The organism is Xanthomonas sp. NCPPB 2864 (assembly GCF_056675615.1).
Genome location: NZ_JBWWVS010000004.1, coordinates 1 through 19,157, shown reverse-complemented (window position 1 = coordinate 19,157; position 19,157 = coordinate 1). Strand labels below are relative to the sequence as shown.

Genomic DNA, 19,157 nt, shown 5'->3' with positions numbered 1-19,157 from the left:
GCGCTTCGCTGAGGTCCCTCGCTCGCTGAAATCGGCGCGCGCCGGCGGCTGGGATATCCTAGCGGGATGGCCCGCATCCCCGACGCATTCATCGACGAACTGCTTGCACGCACCGACATCGTCGAGGTGGTGGGCGGTCGCGTGCCGCTCAAGCGTCAGGGCAAGGAATACTCGGCGCGCTGCCCGTTCCATGACGAGCGCTCGGCCTCGTTCACGGTCTCGCCGACCAAGCAGTTCTATCACTGCTTCGGCTGCGGCGCGCACGGCACCGCGATCAGCTTCCTGATGAATTACGACCGCCTCGAATTTCTCGATGCGGTCGACGAGCTGGCCAAGCGTGCCGGCATGGAAATCCCGCGCGAGACCCAGCAACGCACCCCGCAGCAGCAGGACGACAGCCGCGAGCTGTATTCGGCACTGGAAGCGGCGACCAAGTTCTTCCAGCGTCAGCTCGAGGGCAGCGAACGCGCCCGCGACTATCTGGACGGCCGCGGCGTGGATGCCGACAACCGCGCGCGTTTCCAGATCGGCTACGCGCCCGATGGCTACAGCGCACTGAAGGACACGCTGGGCACCGATGCGCGCCGCATGAGCGTGCTCGAACGCGCCGGGCTGTTTTCCAAGAACGATCGCGGCCATGTCTACGACAAGTTCCGCGACCGGGTGATGTTCCCGATCTTCGACCGCCGCGGCCGCGTGATCGCGTTCGGCGGACGCATCATGGGTGCGCCGGCCGATGGCCGCGACCCGGGGCCGAAGTACCTCAACTCACCGGAAACCGCGCTGTTCCACAAGGGCCGCGAGTTGTACGGCCTGTGGCAGGTACGCCAGGCCAATCAGAAGATCGAGCGGCTGATCGTGGTGGAAGGCTATATGGACGTGGTCTCGCTGTTCCAGTTTGGCGTCACCCAGGCGGTGGCCACGCTGGGCACGGCGACCACGCCCGAACATGCCGAGTTGTTGTTCCGCAACGCGCCGGATGTGTACTTCTGCTTCGACGGCGACAACGCCGGCCGCAAGGCCGGTTGGCGTGCACTGGAATCGGTGCTGCCACGCATGAAGGACGGCCGCCAGGCGTTCTTCCTGTTCCTGCCCGATGGCGAGGACCCGGACACCATCGTGCGCAAGGAAGGCGCGCAGGCCTTCGATCAACGCCTGAAGCAGGCCACGCCGCTGTCGCAGTTCTTCTTCGACGAGATGTCGCGCGAGATCAACCTGCACACGCTCGATGGCAAGGCACGGCTGGCCGAACGCGCAAAACCGATGCTTGCACAGATCCCCGAAGGCGCGTTCGGCGACCTGATGAAGCAGGAGCTGTCGCGCCTGACCGGCGTGGGCGTCACTCAGGCGGCGCAGGCGTCCACATCGCAGGCACGGCCACCTGCACGCATGGGTGCACCCGCGCAGAAACGCAGCCTGGTGCGCGCGTCGATCGCGATCCTGCTGCAGCGGCCGTCGCTGGCGATGAGCCTGGAGGGCGACCACGATTTTTCCGGCCTGCGCCTGCCCGGCATCGACCTGTTGATGGAACTGCTGGCACTGGTGCGGCAACGCCCGGAAATCAGCACGGGCGCGCTGCTGGAACACTTCGCCGAACGCGACGAACAGGCCGCGCTGCAGAAACTGGCCGCACAGGCATTGCCCGGCGACGAACACAGCTGGGCGATGGAACTGCATGACGTCGTCGCGCAACTGGACAAGCAATTGCTGCGTCAGCGCCTGGACGAACTGCAGGACAAGCAGCGCGCGCAGGGCCTGGACGACACCGACAAGTACGAATTGCGCGAGCTGTTCAAGGCGCTCGCTGCGTTGTAGTGCGGGTAGCGCGAGGGGATCGGTTTACGCTGTCGTGTGCGGGCCAGGCGCGCACGCTGCACGACACCATGGCCCAGTTGCACCGGCAACTGCTGCAGCAGCGCATCGAAGAGCTGTAGACAAGGCAACGCGCACACGGACTCGACGAGATCGACCAGCGCGCCCTGCTGCGCCTACGTCGAGGCGCGCGCCGAGCACCTGGCGCATGCTGTCAGACCACCTGTTGCCGACGCAGCCGGCCAGCGCTGGCCGCCGCATGCAGATGCGCGCTCATAGCTGCTTGAACAAGGTCTTGGCCATCGAGCCGAGCGCCGCGCTGACCGCTTCGATCTTGTCGGCATCGGCCAGTGCGGCGTGGCCGGCATGCGCGGTCAGCCGCTCGATCAGGGCATCGCGCGCGGGCGCTTCGTCGGCACTCTGGCTCTGCGGCGTACCGGACACCGGCGTGAGCCATGGGGCAATCAAGGCCTGATAGGCGGTGGTGTGCTGGGAAGCCATCTGCTCGAGAAATTGCAGGACCGTCGTGGGGGTGCCGGTGAGCGTGCCGGTCAGCGGCTGGTTGGCGATCTGCCGGTAGTTCACCGTGGACGCCACCGCATTGGCGATGGCCACATCGACCAGCACATCGATCTCCTTGATCGGCGCATTCCCGTACAGCGTCTTGATCTGGCTGAGCATCGGCACGGTCCACGCATGCGGCACGCAATCGAGCGTGTTCCACAAGTCGGCATTCCAGATCTGATACGGCGCCGCGCCCGGCGCTGGAGAGGGTAATGCCTGCGCATACAGCGCGGCGAACCCGCCGTTGCCAGGCGTGGCGCCGGCGGTGGGATAGCAGTGCACGGCGCTGAAATTGTCCAGCTTGCCGTTGGTCTTCAACCAGGTCGCCAAGGTCGGCGACAGCGCACCGCCCAGGCTGTGCCCGGCAAAGATCACCGTCGCCTTGCTGCCATCCAGCGCTTGCAGGAAATCCAGCAGCGTCGTGTTCGGCGCCAGTGCGGTGGAGGGGCTGACCATGTTGAGCAGATGCCACACACCGGTGGCGGCCCCCATCGAGATGACCGCCGAACCTGGCTTGACGGGTTTCTTCGCCGCAACCGGCGCGGTGCCGAGCAACGGCGTGTAGGCCGCAAAATCCACCACCGAGGACACATCGAAGTCTTCGGTGAACCAGTCGTAGAGCGACTCCGGGTTGGTGGCGCTCAGCGCGACCACATACGCCTCGCCGATGCCCGGCATGGCGTCGGTATGCGCCACGTACATGGCATTGCCCGACAGCGACGAATCGGCCGCCTGCCAGACCTGCGGCCCCCACACCAGTTGCCAGTCGCCGATCCTGTCCTGGGTGTCGGCCGATGCCAGCGTCTGCAGCAACGTGGCCTGGTAGTCCGCCTGCAACACCGGCTGGCTGCCCCTGCGATCGCCCACCCAGTTGGCCAGGGCGGAAAGCGCAAAGGTCTGTTGATATTGGTCGTAGCGCATGGACCGGCTCCTTTCCTTAGGCCTTGCGTGGAAACACGAGCGAACACGGACGCAGCGCACGGGCACCGTTCGGGCACCGTTCGGGCACCGTTCGGGCACGGATGCGCGCGGCGTGTGCAACCGGAATCTAACAAAGGATGTGCGTGCCAGAAGCGCCGCGCAGCGGAATCTCGACGCATCGCACGAATCGCCCACCACACCGAGCGGCGCCATCCGCAATGCTGCAGGCAGGCGCAAGCGCACGCTGCTGCCGGAGCCGGTGCGAGCACGCATGCGTCCCCGGCCTGCGCTGCGCGGCCGACTCGCACGGTGCACGCTGGCCTCTACAATGGCACTCTGCAGACAGCCCTCCCCCTGAATACGCACGATGATCAAACACTGGCTGGCGCGGTTGCGCATTGATCCATTCACCCTCGCGCTGCTGTGCACGGTCACGCTCGCCTCGTTCCTGCCGGTCTCCGGCACCGCCGCGGCGGTCATGGACGATGTCACCGACGTGGCGATCGCCGCGCTGTTCTTCCTGCACGGCGCGCGCCTGTCGCGCGAGGCGGTCAAGGCGGGCGCGCTGCATTGGCGCCTGCATCTGGTGATCCTGGCCTGCACCTTCGTGCTGTTCCCGCTGCTCGGGCTGTTGTTCAAACCGCTCGCGCATCTTGCGCTGACACCGGAGCTGTATATCGGCGTGCTGTTCCTGTGCGCGCTGCCATCCACGGTGCAATCGTCGATCGCCTTCACCTCGATGGCGCGCGGCAACGTGCCGGCAGCCGTGTGTGCCGCCTCGCTTTCTAGCCTGCTGGGGGTGTTTTTCACGCCGTTGCTGATGGGCGCCCTGGTCGGCAGCCAGGGCGCGATGGCGCACCCGGCCGAAGCGATCGGCAAGATTCTGCTGCAGTTGCTGGTGCCGTTCCTGGCTGGCCATTTCATGCGCCCGTGGATCGGCGGCTGGGTCGAACGGCATCGCGCGGTGCTGCGTTACACCGACCAGGGCACCATCCTGCTGGTGGTCTACACCGCCTTCAGCGCATCGGTGAACGAAGGCCTGTGGCAGAAGACGCCGTTGCCGGCCTTGCTCGCGGTGCTCGGCGCGGCCGCGCTGTTGCTGACAGTGGCGATGCTCTCGATCACCTTCATCGCGCGGCGCCTGCGCTTCAACCGCGCCGACGAGATCGCGATCGTGTTCTGCGGCTCCAAGAAGAGCCTGGCCACCGGCGTGCCGATGGCCAAGGTGATGTTCGCCGGCGGTGGCCTGGGCGCGATCGTGTTGCCGATCATGCTGTATCACCAGCTGCAGCTGATCGTCTGTGCATTCGTGGCCGCGCGTTATGCGCGCACCGCGCCGGGCGAGCCGCAGGTCACTCCCGGTGGTCATTGAAGGTAACGGCCACTGCACGGCAGTGGTCTGATCGATGACACCCAGCACAGCCCACGCTGTGCGCGCTGCAAAGGCCTGCTTGCCGCCGGTGCGTTGCCTGCGCGCCATCGCCGGCCCGCTACGCCCGGCGCGACACCGGTTCGCGTTGCGTGCCGGTGCCGGTTGTAAGCAGATATACAACGGTTATGACGCACTCCGACGCTGGCACAGTGCCGCTCGCTAGAGTGTTCGATCCACCTTGCTGCCGCCCCCATCGGTGATTGCCATGACGCTATCGTTCCGACGCCCTGCCCCGTCCCTGATCGCGCTGCTGGCGGTGCTGGCCACGCTCACTGCCTGCAACAAGCCCGCCACGCCGCCAGCCCCGACACAGACCAAGGCGGCCGCCACGCCGGCGCCTGCGTCCAGCATCGCCTGGCGCGAGGGCGATGTCGAAGATGCCTTCGCCGAGGCCAGGGAAAGCGGCAAGCCGATCCTGCTGTACTGGGGTGCGGCCTGGTGCCCGCCCTGCAATCGCCTGAAGGCCACCTTGTTCAAGGACCCGACCTTCATCGCCCGCACCCAGCAATTCGTGGCGGTGCATCTGGACGGCGATTCGGAGGGCGCGCAGGCCTGGGGCGAGCGCTTCGGCATCAAGGGCTACCCCACCATCATCGTGCTGCGCCCGGATCGCAGCGAGATCACCCGCCTGGCCGGCGATGCCGACAACGCGCGTCTGGCCGATGTGCTGCGGGTCGCGGCCAAGAGCACCAGTACCGCCAGGCAACTGCTCGACACCGCATTGCAGACCCCGCAGCAGCTCAGCGCGGACGACTGGGCCGTGCTCGGCAACTATGCCTGGGGCACCGACGATCGGCTGGTCAAGCCAGAGCAGGCCGTGGATGTGCTCACGCGCCTGTCCAGGTCGGCGCCACAGCCGGCCCTGCAACGCAGCTTCGCCCTGGCGGCGATTACCGCAGCCAAGGAGCCGCCTGCCGCCAGCGCGGCGTCACGCACGTTGCTGGAAGCGGTGCTGGCCGATCCGGCAGAGGTGCGCGCCAATCTCGGCACGCTGAGCTACATGCCTGCACGGCTGGTCGCCGCTGCCAGCAGCGATGCCGGTGAGCGCGCTGCCTTGTCCAATGCGCTGAATCTGGCATTGGACAAGGTCTACGCCGACACCGCACTGCCGATCGCCGACCGGCTCGGCACCGCGTACGCCCGCATCCAGCTGGCACGCCTGGCACAAGGCCAGCCCACCGAAACCGAGGCCAAGGGCACGCAACCGCCGTTGCCCAAGACCGTGGTCGACACCGTGCAGCAACGCGTGCAATGGGCGACCGACACCGCCAGGACCGATGAGGAGCGCCAATCCACCATCAGCACCGCCGCGGCACTGCTCGGCGAGGTCGGCGACCGCAGCGGCGCCGAACAGTTGCTGCTGGCCGAATTGACGCGCAGCAAGACGCCTTACTACTACATGCCCGAACTGGCCGATCTGGCCGAACAACGCGGCGATAAGAAGACCGCGCTGTCCTGGCTGAGGAAGGCTTACGAAAGCGCGCAGGGACCGGCCACTCGCGTGCAATGGGGCGTGATGTACGTGGATGGCCTGATCCGACTCAGCCCGGACGACACCGCCGGCATCGAGGCCGCTGCCACGCAGGTGATCGGCGAGCTGGCCGGGCAGCCCGATGGCTACCGCCAACGCACCCGGCAGCGCTTCGCCACGCTGGGCGCCACGTTGAAGACCTGGAGCAAGCAGCATCGCCAGGAAGGCAATGCGGTGCTGACGCGCCTGCAGCAGAAGATGCAGAGCAGCTGTGACAGCAAGAACACCAGCGAGTGCGCCAGCTGGCTGAGCTGAGCTGGCGTGAGCGAGCAGCCAGCTACGCCACGAATTTGAGTCCGCTAAGTAGCGATTGCGCGCCCCATGCCGAACGGCGCGCACAACTGACGTGTAAGAGCGATATGAGCCGGTTCCAGCCACCGGCCGCATCCGCCTGACGGCTGCATCAGTCGCAGCTCTATCGATCGCCTTGATGGCAGCAGCGGGCATTCGCTGCCGCTAGCGCACCCACGGCAACAGCAGGTGGTCCACCATCAGAAACGCGAACAGCGCCATCAGGTAGACGATGGAGTAACCGAACATCTTCATCGAGAACAGCTCGTCCGGCGGGTCGAGCATGCGCCAGGCGTACCAGAGGAACACCACGTTGAGCACCACCGCGCCGCCCAGGTAGAACAGCCCGCTCATGCCCACCGCCACCGGCAGCAGGGTCACGATCGCCAGCAGCACCGTGTACACCAGGATCTGCTTGCGCGTATGCGGCACGCCATGGGTGACCGGCAGCATCGGGATCGCCGCCTTGGCGTAATCGGCACGGCGGAAGATCGCCAGCGCCCAGAAATGCGGCGGCGTCCAGATGAAGATGATCAGCACCAGCAGCGAGGCGTTGATCCAGTCGGCACTGGTCGGCAAGCCGGTCACTGCGGCCCAGCCCAGCATCGGCGGCGTGGCGCCGGCCAGGCCGCCGATCACGATGTTCTGCGAGGTCGCACGCTTCAGGTACACGGTGTAGATCACCGCGTAACCGATCAGCGACGCAAACGTCAGCACCGCGGTGATCACATTCACCCAGACCACCAGGATGGTCATGGAGATCACGATCAACACGCCCGCAAACAGCAGTACCTGCCACGGCCGCACCTTGCCCACCACCAGCGGGCGCCACGAGGTCCGCGCCATCTGCGCGTCGATCTTGGCGTCCAGCAACTGATTGATCGCTGCCGCCGCCGACGCCGCCAGCCAGATGCCCAGAAAGCCCAACGCACCGGTGCGCACCTGCACCCACGTCGGCACATCGGGGATGGCCAGGAACATGCCCACCAGGGCGGTGAACACGATCAGTGCCACCACCTTGGGTTTGGTCAGATCCCAGTAATCGCGTGCGCTGACAGCCATGCTCACTCCGGCGCGCGCAGCCGCGCCAGCAGCGAGACCAGCACGAACAACAATGCGACCGCGCCGCCGTTATGCAGCACCGACACTTCCAGCGGCAACGCCAGCTTGACGTTGAGCATGCCCAGCGTCACCTGCACCGCCACCAGCACCGCCAGCGCACCGGCCCACACCCGCATGCCCGGCGAACGCGACAGGCGCCAGGCCAGCCACCACAGATACAGCGCCGTCGCAATTGCCCACAACCGGTGCGCCATCTGGATGGCAATACGCGCTGCGCCATCGAGCACACCGCCTTCGTAATCCACCCCGATCCCGCGCCACAGCGTGAAGCCTTCGCGGAAGTCATGCGGCGGCCACCACTGACTGACGCAGCGCGGGAAATTGTCGGCCGACCAGCTACCGCCGCCACAGGCCAGCGCCGCGTAATTGGCACTGACCCAGCCGCCGAGGGCAATCTGCAGGCCCAGCACCGCCACACCCGCACGCAGCAGCCACTTGAGCCGCGAGGCATCGGCCAGCGTGATCGGCAGATGGGTCGCGCGCCAGGCCATCCACACCAGCAGCGAGAACATCAGCATGCCGCCGAGCAGATGGCCCATCACCACGATGGGTTTGAGCAGCAGCGTCACCGTCCACATGCCCAGCAGCGCCTGGAAGATCACCACCGCCAGCGTCAGCACCGCCGCACGCGCCAGGTCGATATTGCTCCAGCGTAGCGCCGCCAGCAGCAGGATGGCCTCGCCGGCAATCGCCACGCCGAACGCCAGTGCGTGCCAGCCGGACATGTACAGCGGAATCGACAAGGCCACCAGCAACGCAGCAGAAACCACCTGGGCGATGCCCATGCGGCGGCGGCGCACCGCCAGCAACGACAGCACCAGCACCTCCACCCCGAGCGCGCCGGCCAGGAAGCGGTGCACCTGCTCGCGCCAGGCCTTGTGCGATTCCAGCGGCCGGATCTTGCTGGCCACATGCGTATTGGCTTCGTCGCTGGTCTGCGGCCAGGTGACGCGGCCGTAGCAGGTCGGCCAGTCCGGGCAGCTCATGCCGGCATCGGACAGGCGCACGAACGACCCGAACAGGATCGTGCTCGCAGTGAACAACGCAGCCAGCCAGGCCATGCGATGGAAGTGGCGGAACAATGCCGGTGGCGCAAACAGATTCATCGAAACGGGCTCACATCAGTTTCAGCAGCTTGACCAGATCGGCACGCAGGCCGGCCGGGTCGAACCCCGGGGCGTACCGCAGGATCACGAAGCCATTCGGGTCGATTACATACACCGGCACGCCGGCGGCATCGTTGGCACGCGGCAGGCCCTGCCGCAGCCGCGCGTCATCGCGCAGCACACGCAGGGCCGGCATCGGCGGCAGACCGGCCGGCGGGGCGCCGATCCACAACACCTCCACCTTGTCGGCGCGATGGCCGAGCAGCTGCCACACCTTGTCCAGTTCGGCCGCCAACATCACGCACTGCTGCGTGCAGCTGGCAGGCGGTGCGAGCGCAATCCGCCACACACGTTCGGCAGGCGTCCAGGCATACGGCTGCCCGTCCGCGCGCACCGGCACCAACCCGCGCAGGTCGGCGGGCGGCTTGAGCAGTTCGCCGTGATTGCGCATCGATGCCGGCTGCCATCCGGAGAAGCGCAGCACGCCGGCCAGCAACATCGAGCCGAAGAACAGCACCGCCAGGGCAATCAGCATCCTGCGGCCGCGTTTGACCGAATGCGGCGTGGCCGATGTGGAGGAGGTCATGCCGGCGATTTTCTCATGCCGCAGGCGTCAGTGCCCGCGTTGACGGCGGCGACGCGCACGCCAGCTCAGCAGCGTCGCGGTGACCAGCACGGCCGCGGCCAGACCGAACCATTGCACCGCATAACCCAAGTGCCGCGCGGGTGGCAGCGTGTTCGGCAGCATCTCCAGGTCGCGTGCATACCCGACCGGTAGGGCTGGATCCAGGCGCAGGACCTGCGACGAAATGTCGCGCCTGCCCAACGTGCTGCGCAGGGCGCTGGTATCCAGGCGCGTGGCCAGCCAGGTCTGCGGCGCATTGCCGGCGGCCAACGCTGGCCCCATTGCGAGTCCGGCCGAGGGCGGCGCACTCAGCAATCCCTGCACTGCCTGGCTCCCCTTCAGTGGCGCGATTGTCGGCAGCTGCCGATTGGCCGGCAACGGCAGCCAGCCCAGATCGACCAGCAGCGTGACCGGGCTGCCTTGCGGCGCGGCAAGTTGATAGATCCGCACACCGGCGCGCCCGGCATGCAGCTGGTTGTCCAGCAGCACCTGCTGCGGCAGGAACCGCACCTCTCCGCTCACCCAGGCCAGCGCATGCGGCGTGGCCAGGGCCTGCACCAGGGTCAACGGCGTCTGCCGCACATGCGCCGCGCGTTCCAGCAACGCCTGTTTGTCGTGCATGCGCTGCAGCTGCCACTGACCCAGCGCTGCAAACCCCGCACTGACCAGCACGGCCAGCCCCCATCCCAACACCGCCGTGTGCTTGCGCATCATGACAAGCGACGCAAAAAGGCGTGCAATGCCGTTACCACGCCGACGACCACCGGGGCTGTTGTGAACGATTCGCTCAAGACGTTGCTGATTGTCGCCTTCCTGATCGTGATCCTGTGGAACCTGGGTGCGGGCCTGTATTACCTGCTCACCGACCGTGGCGAAACCAAGCGCACCGTCAACGCACTGACCTGGCGCATTGGTCTATCGGTCGCACTGATCGCCGTCGTGATCCTCGGCATCTACACCGGCTGGATCAAGCCGCATGGGCTCGGCCGCTGACGCGGCCGATGGATTGGGGATTGGGGATTGGTAACAGCAAACGCAGATCGCTCTTGCGAATCCCCAATCCCGACTCCCCAATCCCCAATCCCCGCCCTCAAAGTACATACACGAACAGGAACAACGCCAGCCACACCACGTCGACGAAGTGCCAGTACCAGGCCGCCGCTTCGAAGGCGAAGTGGTTGTCGCGGGTGAAGTGCCCGCGCGCCACCCGCAGCCACATCACCGCCAGCATGATCGTGCCCAGCAGCACGTGCATGCCGTGGAAGCCGGTGAGCATGAAGAAGGTCGATCCGTAGATGCCCGATCCCAGCGTCAGATTGAGCTCGGTGTAGGCGTGGATGTATTCCTCGGCCTGCAGGAACAGGAACACGCAACCCAGCAGCACGGTCAGGCCCAGCCACAGCAATAGCGCGCCGCGACGGCCGCCCTTGAGCGCGTGGTGCGCAATGGTCAAGGTCACGCCGGAGCTGAGCAGGATCAGCGTATTGATCAGCGGCAGGCCCCAGGCCGGGATGGTCTGGAACTGCCCACCGATCGTGCCGGGGCCATTGGTCGGCCATGCAGCGGAATAGCCGTTCCACAGCAGTTCGTTGGTCATCACGCCATCGCCTTCGCCGCCCAGCCAGGGCAGCGTCAGCACACGCGTGTAGAACAACGCGCCGAAGAAGGCGCAGAAGAACATCACCTCGGAAAAGATGAACCACACCATCCCCATGCGGAAGGAGCCGTCCACCTGGCGGTTGTAGTGCCCGGCGTTGGATTCGCGGATGACATCGCCAAACCACATGAACAAGGTCGCCAGCAACATCGCCATGCCGACGAAGAACGTCCAGCGCCCCCATGCCGCATCGTTGAGCCAGCTGGCCACGCCGATCATCATCACGAACATCGCAATCGACCCGACAAAGGGCCATTTGCTCTGGCTCGGGACGAAATACGCATCGGCGTTGGGACTATGGTCGGCCATGGCGTTGCTTCCGTGTCGGTGCTGCGTGTGGATGAAGGATCAAGGCGCCGCGCGCGGCGCGCTGGATGCGCCACCGCCCTGCAACTCCGAGGTCAGAGTGTCGTTGCGATAGAACGTGTAGGACAGGGTGATCGTGGTGACTTCCGGCGGCAGCGCCGGGTCGACAATGAAACGCAGCGGCATGTCGCGCGTTTCGCCGGCCTGCAAGGTCTGCGCGGTAAAACAGAAGCATTCGGTCTTGTTGAAGTATCCGGATGCCCGCGCCGGTGCGACCGATGGCACCGCACTGCCGACCACTGCCCGCGCACTGTCGTTGCGTGCGAAGTACAGCGCCTCGTTGAGTTCGCCCGGCACCACATCCATCGTCATCTGCTCGGGATGAAAGGTCCACGGCAGTTTGGAATTGACCCCGGCATCGAACTCCACCCGCACCGTGCGTTTGCCAGCCCCTGCACTCGCGGCGGCATTGCCGCGCGTACTGCCCGGCACACGCTCCATGCGGATGCCGAAGACTTTTTCGCACGCGATGCGATACAGCGGCACCAGCGAAAAGGTCAGCACGAACACGCCCAACACCACGCCCAGCAGCTTGAACAGGCCGGCCGTCGGTGCAGGTGCGGGCGCCCGCGCGTTCACCGCCCGATGACTCCCGACGCAATGAAACCCGCATAGATCAGCAGCGCGATGATGCCGACGGTGATCGCCGTGCGGCGCACCGCACGACGCTGTTGCGCCTGCCGTTCGGCAGCGGAGAGCAGACGTGCCACAGCCGGCGGCGCGGACTCAGTGACCGATGTCTTCATGCGCAAGATCTCCAGGCTTGATCACCGGCGGCACGGTGAAGGTATGCGCAGGTGCCGGCGACGGCACCGTCCACTCCAGTCCCTTGGCGCCTTCCCAGGCACGTGCGTCGGCCTTGGCGCCGCTGCGCAGCGAGGCGAGCAGGATGCCGGCCATCAGGAACGGCGTGGCGAACATGCCGAACGCGCCGATCGAGCTGATCAGGTTCCAGTCGGCAAACACCACGTTGTAATCGGGGATCCGCCGCGGCATGCCGGCCAGGCCAAGGAAATGCTGCGGGAAGAACAGCAGATTGACGAACACCATCGTCCACCAGAAATGGAACTTGGCCCAGGTCTCGTTGTACATCCGCCCGGTCCACTTCGGCCACCAGTAGTACACCGCCGCAATCAGCGCGAAGACCGCACCGGTGACCAGCACATAATGGAAATGCGCGACCACAAAATAGGTGTCGTGATACTGGAAATCCGCCGGCACGATTGCCAGCATCAGGCCCGAAAATCCACCGATGCTGAAGAGAATCACGAACGCCACCGCCCACAGCATCGGCGATTCGAACGTCAGCGAGCCCTTCCACATCGTGCTGACCCAGTTGAACACCTTCACCCCGGTCGGGATGGAGATCAGCATCGTGGCAAACATGAAGTAGATTTCGCCGCCCAGCGGCATGCCCACGGTGAACATGTGGTGCGCCCACACGATGAAGCTCAGGAACGCGATCGCCGCGATCGCATAGACCATCGCCTGATAGCCGAACAGCGGCTTGCGGCTGAAGGTCGGGATGATCTCACTGACCACGCCGAACGCCGGCAGGATCATGATGTAGACCTCCGGATGCCCGAAGAACCAGAAGATGTGCTGGTACATCACCGGGTCGCCGCCGCCGGCCGCATTGAAGAAGCTGGTGCCGAAGAACTTGTCGGTCAGCAGCATGGTCACCGCGCCGGCCAGCACCGGCATCACCGCGATCAGCAGGAAGGCGGTGATCAGCCAGGCCCAGCAGAAGATCGGCATCTTCAGCAGGTCGATGCCCGGCGCGCGCATGTTGAGCACGGTGGCGATGATGTTGATCGCGCCCATGATCGAACTGACGCCGGCCACATGGATCGCGAACACGCTGAAGGCCACGTTGTAGCCGCCCTGCAGCGACAGCGGCGGGTATAGCGTCCAGCCGCCGGCCGGCGCACCGCCGGGCAGGAACAGCGTCAGCAGCAGCAAGGTAAACGCCACCGGCAGCAACCAGAACGACCAGTTGTTCATGCGCGGCAACGCCATGTCCGGCGCGCCGATCTGCAACGGAATCATCCAGTTGGCCAGGCCGACGAAGGCCGGCATCACCCCGCCGAAGATCATTACCAGGGCATGCACGGTGGTCATCTGGTTGAAGAATTCCGGCTTGACGAACTGCAGCCCGGGCTGCATCAGTTCAGCGCGGATCACCACGCTCATCGCCGCGCCGATGATGAACATCACGAAGGAAAACAGCAGATACAGCGTGCCGATGTCCTTGTGATTGGTCGAGAAAAACCAGCGCTCGACGAAACCGGGCTGGTGGTGTCCGTGGTGATCGACTGCGGTATGCGCCATGACGGAACGACCTCTACGAAGCGGTGCGGTTGCGGGCGATTAAAGAGCGGCGGTCGGGGCGGCGGTCGGAGCAGGCGCTGCGGCTGGAGCAGCCTCACCGGCAGGCGGTGCTGCAGGTGTGGACGCCGGCGCCGGGGTGCCGGCCGGTGCGGCAGGCGCTGCGCTGGCACTGCGACGGGCCGCCAGCCAGCGCTGGAATTCGGCCTTGGGCAGTGCTTCCACCACGATCGGCATGAAACCATGATCCTTGCCGCACAACTCGGCGCACTGCCCGCGATACACGCCCGGCTGCTCGATATTGGTCCATGCCTCGTTGACGATGCCGGGGATCGCGTCCTGCTTCCAGCCAAGCGCCGGCACCCACCACGCATGGATTACGTCGTCGGCGGTGATCACGAAACGGATCTTGGTGTTCACCGGCAGCACCAGGCGATTGTCCACGTCCAGCAGATAATGCGGTTGCGATGCAGCGGTCGGACGCTCGCCACTCTGGCGGATGCGATCGGATTCGCGCGCCAGCCGGCTGGTGAACTCCACGCCCTGGCCCAGATACTCGTATTTCCACATCCACTGGTAGCCGGTGACCTTGACGGTCATTTCCGACTCGCGGGTGTCGTACATCGCAATCAGCTTGGCCGTTGCCGGCCAGGCCATCGCAATCAGCACCAGCACCGGGATCACCGTCCACAGCACCTCTGCCGTGGTGTTGTGGCTGAATTGCGCGGCCACCGCCCCCTTGGACTTGCGGAACTTGAAGATCGCATAGCCCATCGCACCGAACACCAGCGCGCCGATCACCACGCAGACCCACAGCGCCACCATGTGCGCCTCGTAGGCCATGCGCGCGGTCTGGGTGACCCCGCGGCCCATGTTGAGCTGCCATTCCTTCGGGTCGGCCGATTGCGCCCAGGCAACCGAGGCGCTCGACAGCGCCAGCATCGCCAAAGCCAATTTCGGATACGTCGCCTTCCAGCTGCTGCGTTGCGTCATTGCCTAGACCCTTACGTCATCGGTGACGGCCATTGGCGGCCGCGAGCAAGCGTTTCAGCGTAGTTGCCAGTTCCACACGTTCGGCCGGCCCGAGAAAACTTCCAATCTCGATCTGCTTGCCGCTGCTGACCAGCACCACCCTGTCGTCGCGTTCCATGCATAACCGCACCCAATGCGGATGTGCCTGAAACGCTGGTGGCGCATGTCCGGATGGAAACACCTCGACAACGGTCTCCCCTACCCGGATCGCTTCTTCGCGCTCGCCACTTCGCCACAACTGCCGTAGCGCCAGCGCCACCACACCACTGTGCAACAGGGCGAACACCGGCGCGAATGCATTGCCGGTCCACCACCCCAGGCCCGCAAATACCCACATCGTTCCCGCCAACACTGCGAACAGCTGCACGAATTGCCTGGCCGACAATGCCCGCGGAGGCCGCAACCGCAACTGCGTCCCGACCCCTTCGGACATCAACGGCAGTACTTCGATCATTGGCAACACGCAGCGCACTGCGGGAATGGCCCGATGGTAGACCCGCACGAACGCATGCGGCAAGCGTTTCCGGCAATCATGCGATTGCTGCAGTGCAGCTAAAAACACGCGTAAATCAATCACTTCCCGGTGCATGTGCCGATGCCCGCGGCTGCGGCCGGCAGGGAGCGAGTCCGTTTTGGGCCTGCGCCGGCCACGTGCACAAAACGGCGGAAAAGTTGCCGCTTCCACACAAGTGCGCAGGGGCTGCGGCTCTCTAGAATGAGCAAGGATTCCCAGGCACCCTTCGCATGAACGCTCAGCTCGACCCGCTTGCCTCTCCCTCAGTTGCGCGCCCGCTGCTGGCGCCCGAGCTGCCTGCCGCACCCGGCGCATTGCGTGCGGCGATCACCGCCGCCTGGCTCAAGGACGAAACCGAGCACGTCCGCGAATTGCTCGACCAGGCGCGTCTGCCCGCCGCCGAACAGGCCAAGGTGCAGGCGGTGGCCGCCGATCTGGTCACCCGCGTCCGCGCACGTGCGCAGGACCAGGGCGCGATCGAAGCCTTCATGCGCCAGTACGACCTGGGCAGCGAAGAAGGCGTCTTGCTGATGTGCGTGGCCGAAGCGCTGTTGCGCATTCCCGACCAGGACACCGCAGACAAGCTGATCCGCGACAAGCTCGGCGATGCGGACTGGAAAAAACACGTTGGCGGCAGCGACTCGGTGCTGGTCAACGCATCGACCTGGGGCCTGATGCTCACCGGCAAGCTGGTGCAGCTCAACGACCTCACCCGCGCCGACGTGCCCGGCGCGTTCAAGCGCCTGATCGGCCGCGTCGGCGAGCCGGTGATTCGCCTGGCGGTGCGCCAGGCGATGAAGATCATGGGCCACCAGTTCGTCATGGGCCGCACCATCGGTGAGGCCCTGTCGCGTTCGCGCAAGGGCGACAACGCCGATTACCGCTATTCCTTCGACATGCTCGGCGAAGGCGCATTGACCATGAAGGATGCGCAGCGCTATCTGCAGGCGTACCGCGATGCCATCCACGCGATCGGCCGCAGCGGCAGCTTCGTCGGTACCGATGTCTTTGCGGCGCCCAGCATCTCGATCAAATTGTCCGCGCTGTATCCGCGCTACGAGCATGCCAAGCGCGCACGCGTGATGGCCGAACTGGTGCCGGGCGTGCTCGAGCTGGCGCAACTGGCCAAGTCCTACGGCATCGGCTACACCGTCGATGCCGAAGAAGCCGACCGTCTGGAACTGTCGCTGGACATCATCGAGGCCACCTTCTCCGACCCGTCGCTGGATGGATGGGAGGGCTATGGCCTGGCGGTGCAGGCGTATCAGAAGCGCACGCCGTACACGATCGATTTTCTCGCCGATCTGGCGCGCCGCGTCGGCCGTCGCATTCCGGTGCGTTTGGTCAAGGGCGCGTACTGGGACGCGGAGATCAAGCGCGCACAGATCGAAGGTCACCCCGGCTACCCGGTCTTTACCCGCAAGCAGAATACCGACGTGTCGTATCTGGCCTGCGCGCGCCGCATGTTCGCGCACAGCGATGCGCTGTATCCGATGTTCGCCACGCACAACGCGCAGACCATCGCGGCGGTACGCGCAATCGCAACGACCAAGCATTACGAACACCAGAAACTGCACGGCATGGGCGATGACCTGTATGCCGAAGTGATTCCGGCCGATCGCCTGGGACTGCCATGCCGCGTGTACGCCCCGGTCGGCTCGCACGAGGATCTGCTGCCGTACCTGGTGCGTCGCCTGCTCGAGAACGGCGCCAATTCCAGCTTCGTCAATCGCATCACCGACGAGGACGTCGCCATCGAAGACCTGATCCGCGATCCGGTCGAAGCGGTGTCCTCGTTCGGCTCCATTCCGCATCCCAAGATTCCGCTGCCCACCGATCTGTTGCGCAGCCAGAACCAACACAGGAAAAACTCCATGGGCGCCAATCTCGCCAACGACAACGATCTGCGGCAGCTGGCCGAGCAACTCAATGCCGCCATCAAGCCGTGGAAGGCCACCCCACTAGTGCCCGGCGCGGTGATCAGCACGCAGAGCGAGGCGGTGCGCAACCCGGCGGACCGACGCGAAACGGTTGGGCACTGGCAGCCGGCCGATCCGGCCACCGTGCAGACGTCTCTGGCAACCGCCGCTGCCGCGCAGCCGGCCTGGAACCGCACGCCTGCGGCCAGCCGCGCCACCATCCTGGAGCATGCCGCCGACCTGCTCGAAGCACGCATGCCCGAATTCATGGCGATCTGCGTCAAGGAGGCCGGCAAAACCCTGCCCGACGCCGTGGCAGAAGTGCGTGAGGCGGTCGACTTCCTGCGTTATTACGCAGCCCAGGCACGCGCGCAGTTCGGCGCACCCGAGCGTCTGCCCGGGCCAACCGGCGAATCCAACGAACTGCAGCTGCATGGCCGCGGTGTCTTCGTCTGCATCAGCCCCTGGAACTTCCCGCTCGCTATCTTCCTCGGCCAGGTCGCCGCCGCATTGGCTGCCGGCAACAGCGTGATCGCCAAGCCTGCAGAGCAAACCAACTTGATCGGCTACGCTGCAGTGAAGCTGCTGCACGAAGCGGGTATCCCCGAAGCGGTCGTGCAGTTCCTGCCGGGCGACGGCGCCACCGTCGGCGCTGCGCTGACCAATGATCCGCGCGTGGCGGGCGTCGCCTTCACTGGCTCCACGGAGACCGCGCGCGTCATCAACCGTACCCTGGCGTCTCGCGATGCCGCGATCGGCGTGCTGATTGCCGAAACCGGTGGCCAGAACGCCTTCATCGCCGACTCGTCCTCGTTGCCGGAAGCCGTCGTCAAGGACGCGATCTCCAGCGCCTTCATGTCCGCCGGCCAACGCTGCTCGGCGGCCCGCGTGCTGTTCGTGCAGGACGACATCGCCGACAAGGTCATGACCATGCTGGCCGGCGCAATGGGAGAGCTGAAGATCGGCGATCCTGCGCTGCTGTCCACCGATGTTGGCCCCGTCATCGACGCAGATGCGCTCAAGATCCTCGACGATCATGCGGAGCGCATGGATCGCGAAGCCCGCCCGATCGGCACCACCACCCTGGACCCCGCCACTGCCAACGGCAGCTTTTTCGCCCCGCGTGCGTACGAGCTGGCCTCGCTCGCGCAGCTGCAGCGCGAAATTTTCGGGCCGGTCCTGCATGTCATCCGCTGGAAAGCCGACCAACTCGACGTCGTCATCGATCAGATCAATGCCACCGGTTACGGACTGACCCTGGGCGTGCACTCGCGCATCGACGAGACCATCGATCGCATCACCACGCGTGTTGCGGTCGGCAATGTCTACGTCAACCGCAATCAGATCGGTGCGGTCGTCGGCGTACAGCCCTTCGGCGGCCAGGGACTGTCAGGTACCGGCCCGAAAGCCGGCGGCCCGCATTACCTGCTTCGTTTTGCCACCGAGAAGGTCGTCACCGTCAATACGACGGCCGCAGGCGGCAACGCCTCGCTTCTGACACTGGGCGACTGAGGGCCAGGCCCACAACTATCAGGCCATCTCTCTTGGCTTGCTGAGGAAAACAAGAACCCCGCATCGCGGGGTTTTTGTTGTGCCCAGATGTCCGCACAAGGTCCCGTGCCCGTAGATCTGCATTGCGTAGAAGTAAGCGGTAGGTCATTGCTACACAACAGCATCGCTGCGAGTACCTACCTCTCGGCATCGACGTGAAAATCAGGGGACAGAGGTAAGAAAGAAGCTCAACCTTGGGCCCTGTCAGTGACCTGCGTGAACCGACGCGTCAGCTACTGCGTTACATGTCGATGAGGCCCCGATCACAGCGTGGCAAGGTTCCAAGGGATGCGCCTGAAGTGTCCGAGTGCCGTGGCGCTACTCGGCTTCGGCTTTGGCTTCGGCTTCGGCTTTGGCTTTGGCCTTGGCTTTAGCCAGTTGTCTTA

At 65.4% G+C, this 19,157-nt stretch carries 16 protein-coding genes; 5 read left to right on the top strand and 11 right to left on the bottom strand.

Translation table 11 applies throughout. The features are described from left to right. The first annotated feature begins 66 nt into the window (after positions 1 to 66). Positions 67 to 1,815, top strand: a complete 1,749-nt coding sequence (dnaG, locus tag AC1KVE_RS10620) for a DNA primase (protein ID WP_054591058.1) — start codon at positions 67 to 69, stop codon at positions 1,813 to 1,815. Between the two features lie 270 nt (positions 1,816 to 2,085). Here dnaG and AC1KVE_RS10615 read toward each other — a convergent pair whose 3' ends face one another. Then, positions 2,086 to 3,297, bottom strand: a complete 1,212-nt coding sequence (locus AC1KVE_RS10615) for a lipase family protein (RefSeq protein ID WP_481092061.1) — start codon at positions 3,295 to 3,297, stop codon at positions 2,086 to 2,088. 367 nt (positions 3,298 to 3,664) lie between these two features. Here AC1KVE_RS10615 and AC1KVE_RS10610 point away from each other — a divergent pair, with 367 nt between their 5' ends. After that, positions 3,665 to 4,669 carry a bile acid:sodium symporter family protein gene (locus AC1KVE_RS10610; protein ID WP_104593659.1) on the top strand — a complete coding sequence of 335 codons (1,005 nt, stop codon included), beginning with the start codon at positions 3,665 to 3,667 and terminating at the stop codon, positions 4,667 to 4,669. 265 nt (positions 4,670 to 4,934) lie between these two features. After that, entirely contained in the window at positions 4,935 to 6,515 is a 1,581-nt protein-coding gene (locus AC1KVE_RS10605) for a thioredoxin family protein (protein WP_104609397.1), read from the top strand. A gap of 201 nt (positions 6,516 to 6,716) precedes the next feature. Here AC1KVE_RS10605 and cyoE read toward each other — a convergent pair whose 3' ends face one another. From cyoE to AC1KVE_RS10585, 4 genes are read right to left on the bottom strand one after another with little or no spacing between them, the layout of a single operon-like run. Beyond that, positions 6,717 to 7,613, bottom strand: coding sequence for a heme o synthase (gene cyoE / locus AC1KVE_RS10600; RefSeq protein ID WP_016902810.1), 897 nt, complete (start codon positions 7,611 to 7,613; stop codon positions 6,717 to 6,719). 2 nt (positions 7,614 to 7,615) lie between these two features. Then, positions 7,616 to 8,779, bottom strand: a complete 1,164-nt coding sequence (locus AC1KVE_RS10595; protein ID WP_205392754.1) for a COX15/CtaA family protein — start codon at positions 8,777 to 8,779, stop codon at positions 7,616 to 7,618. Positions 8,780 to 8,789: 10 nt separating this feature from the next. Continuing rightward, a complete protein-coding gene (locus AC1KVE_RS10590; protein ID WP_047129520.1) occupies positions 8,790 to 9,365 on the bottom strand; it encodes a hypothetical protein in 576 nt (191 codons plus the stop codon). 27 nt (positions 9,366 to 9,392) lie between these two features. Next, positions 9,393 to 10,118 (bottom strand): SURF1 family protein, encoded by a 726-nt coding sequence (locus AC1KVE_RS10585; protein WP_481092060.1) that lies wholly within the window; start codon positions 10,116 to 10,118, stop codon positions 9,393 to 9,395. Positions 10,119 to 10,178: 60 nt separating this feature from the next. On the opposite strand from AC1KVE_RS10585, the gene AC1KVE_RS10580 reads away from it, so the two are divergent. Next, positions 10,179 to 10,397 (top strand): twin transmembrane helix small protein, encoded by a 219-nt coding sequence (locus AC1KVE_RS10580; protein ID WP_006449736.1) that lies wholly within the window; start codon positions 10,179 to 10,181, stop codon positions 10,395 to 10,397. A gap of 97 nt (positions 10,398 to 10,494) precedes the next feature. Here the strand turns inward: AC1KVE_RS10580 and AC1KVE_RS10575 are convergent, their stop codons facing one another. From AC1KVE_RS10575 to AC1KVE_RS10550, 6 genes are read right to left on the bottom strand one after another with little or no spacing between them, the layout of a single operon-like run. Further along, on the bottom strand, positions 10,495 to 11,370 hold the full coding sequence (locus AC1KVE_RS10575; protein WP_016902806.1) for a cytochrome c oxidase subunit 3: 876 nt from the start codon (positions 11,368 to 11,370) through the stop codon (positions 10,495 to 10,497). Between the two features lie 39 nt (positions 11,371 to 11,409). Then, a complete protein-coding gene (locus AC1KVE_RS10570; RefSeq protein WP_102257003.1) occupies positions 11,410 to 12,006 on the bottom strand; it encodes a cytochrome c oxidase assembly protein in 597 nt (198 codons plus the stop codon). After that, positions 12,003 to 12,173, bottom strand: coding sequence for a hypothetical protein (locus AC1KVE_RS10565; RefSeq protein ID WP_024938846.1), 171 nt, complete (start codon positions 12,171 to 12,173; stop codon positions 12,003 to 12,005). Before AC1KVE_RS10565 ends, AC1KVE_RS10570 begins: the two co-directional genes overlap by 4 nt. After that, positions 12,154 to 13,758: a cytochrome c oxidase subunit I gene (gene ctaD / locus AC1KVE_RS10560; RefSeq protein ID WP_016902803.1), complete on the bottom strand. Its 1,605-nt coding sequence runs from the start codon at positions 13,756 to 13,758 to the stop codon at positions 12,154 to 12,156. Before ctaD ends, AC1KVE_RS10565 begins: the two co-directional genes overlap by 20 nt. A 39-nt stretch (positions 13,759 to 13,797) precedes the next feature. After that, positions 13,798 to 14,748 (bottom strand): cytochrome c oxidase subunit II, encoded by a 951-nt coding sequence (coxB, locus tag AC1KVE_RS10555; protein ID WP_024938844.1) that lies wholly within the window; start codon positions 14,746 to 14,748, stop codon positions 13,798 to 13,800. A gap of 16 nt (positions 14,749 to 14,764) precedes the next feature. Further along, the gene (locus AC1KVE_RS10550) at positions 14,765 to 15,241 is read right to left on the bottom strand and encodes a DUF2244 domain-containing protein (protein WP_016902801.1); all 477 of its coding nucleotides are present in this window, start codon (positions 15,239 to 15,241) and stop codon (positions 14,765 to 14,767) included. Positions 15,242 to 15,531: 290 nt separating this feature from the next. On the opposite strand from AC1KVE_RS10550, the gene putA reads away from it, so the two are divergent. After that, a complete protein-coding gene (putA, locus tag AC1KVE_RS10545) occupies positions 15,532 to 18,732 on the top strand; it encodes a bifunctional proline dehydrogenase/L-glutamate gamma-semialdehyde dehydrogenase PutA (RefSeq protein ID WP_481092059.1) in 3,201 nt (1,066 codons plus the stop codon). Positions 18,733 to 19,157 lie beyond the last annotated feature (425 nt).

Excerpts from the sequence above, each read along its gene's own strand:
- coxB (WP_024938844.1), bottom strand. The coding sequence starts at position 14,748 with ATGACGCAACGCAGCAGCTGGAAGGCGACGTATCCGAAATTGGCTTTG.
- AC1KVE_RS10585 (WP_481092060.1), bottom strand. The coding sequence starts at position 10,118 with ATGATGCGCAAGCACACGGCGGTGTTGGGATGGGGGCTGGCCGTGCTG.
- AC1KVE_RS10565 (WP_024938846.1), bottom strand. The coding sequence starts at position 12,173 with ATGAAGACATCGGTCACTGAGTCCGCGCCGCCGGCTGTGGCACGTCTG.
- ctaD (WP_016902803.1), bottom strand. The coding sequence starts at position 13,758 with ATGGCGCATACCGCAGTCGATCACCACGGACACCACCAGCCCGGTTTC.
- AC1KVE_RS10590 (WP_047129520.1), bottom strand. The coding sequence starts at position 9,365 with ATGACCTCCTCCACATCGGCCACGCCGCATTCGGTCAAACGCGGCCGC.
- dnaG (WP_054591058.1), top strand. The coding sequence starts at position 67 with ATGGCCCGCATCCCCGACGCATTCATCGACGAACTGCTTGCACGCACC.
- AC1KVE_RS10615 (WP_481092061.1), bottom strand. The coding sequence starts at position 3,297 with ATGCGCTACGACCAATATCAACAGACCTTTGCGCTTTCCGCCCTGGCC.
- AC1KVE_RS10575 (WP_016902806.1), bottom strand. The coding sequence starts at position 11,370 with ATGGCCGACCATAGTCCCAACGCCGATGCGTATTTCGTCCCGAGCCAG.
- AC1KVE_RS10550 (WP_016902801.1), bottom strand. The coding sequence starts at position 15,241 with ATGATCGAAGTACTGCCGTTGATGTCCGAAGGGGTCGGGACGCAGTTG.
- AC1KVE_RS10610 (WP_104593659.1), top strand. The coding sequence starts at position 3,665 with ATGATCAAACACTGGCTGGCGCGGTTGCGCATTGATCCATTCACCCTC.
- AC1KVE_RS10605 (WP_104609397.1), top strand. The coding sequence starts at position 4,935 with ATGACGCTATCGTTCCGACGCCCTGCCCCGTCCCTGATCGCGCTGCTG.
- putA (WP_481092059.1), top strand. The coding sequence starts at position 15,532 with ATGAACGCTCAGCTCGACCCGCTTGCCTCTCCCTCAGTTGCGCGCCCG.
- cyoE (WP_016902810.1), bottom strand. The coding sequence starts at position 7,613 with ATGGCTGTCAGCGCACGCGATTACTGGGATCTGACCAAACCCAAGGTG.
- AC1KVE_RS10595 (WP_205392754.1), bottom strand. The coding sequence starts at position 8,779 with ATGAATCTGTTTGCGCCACCGGCATTGTTCCGCCACTTCCATCGCATG.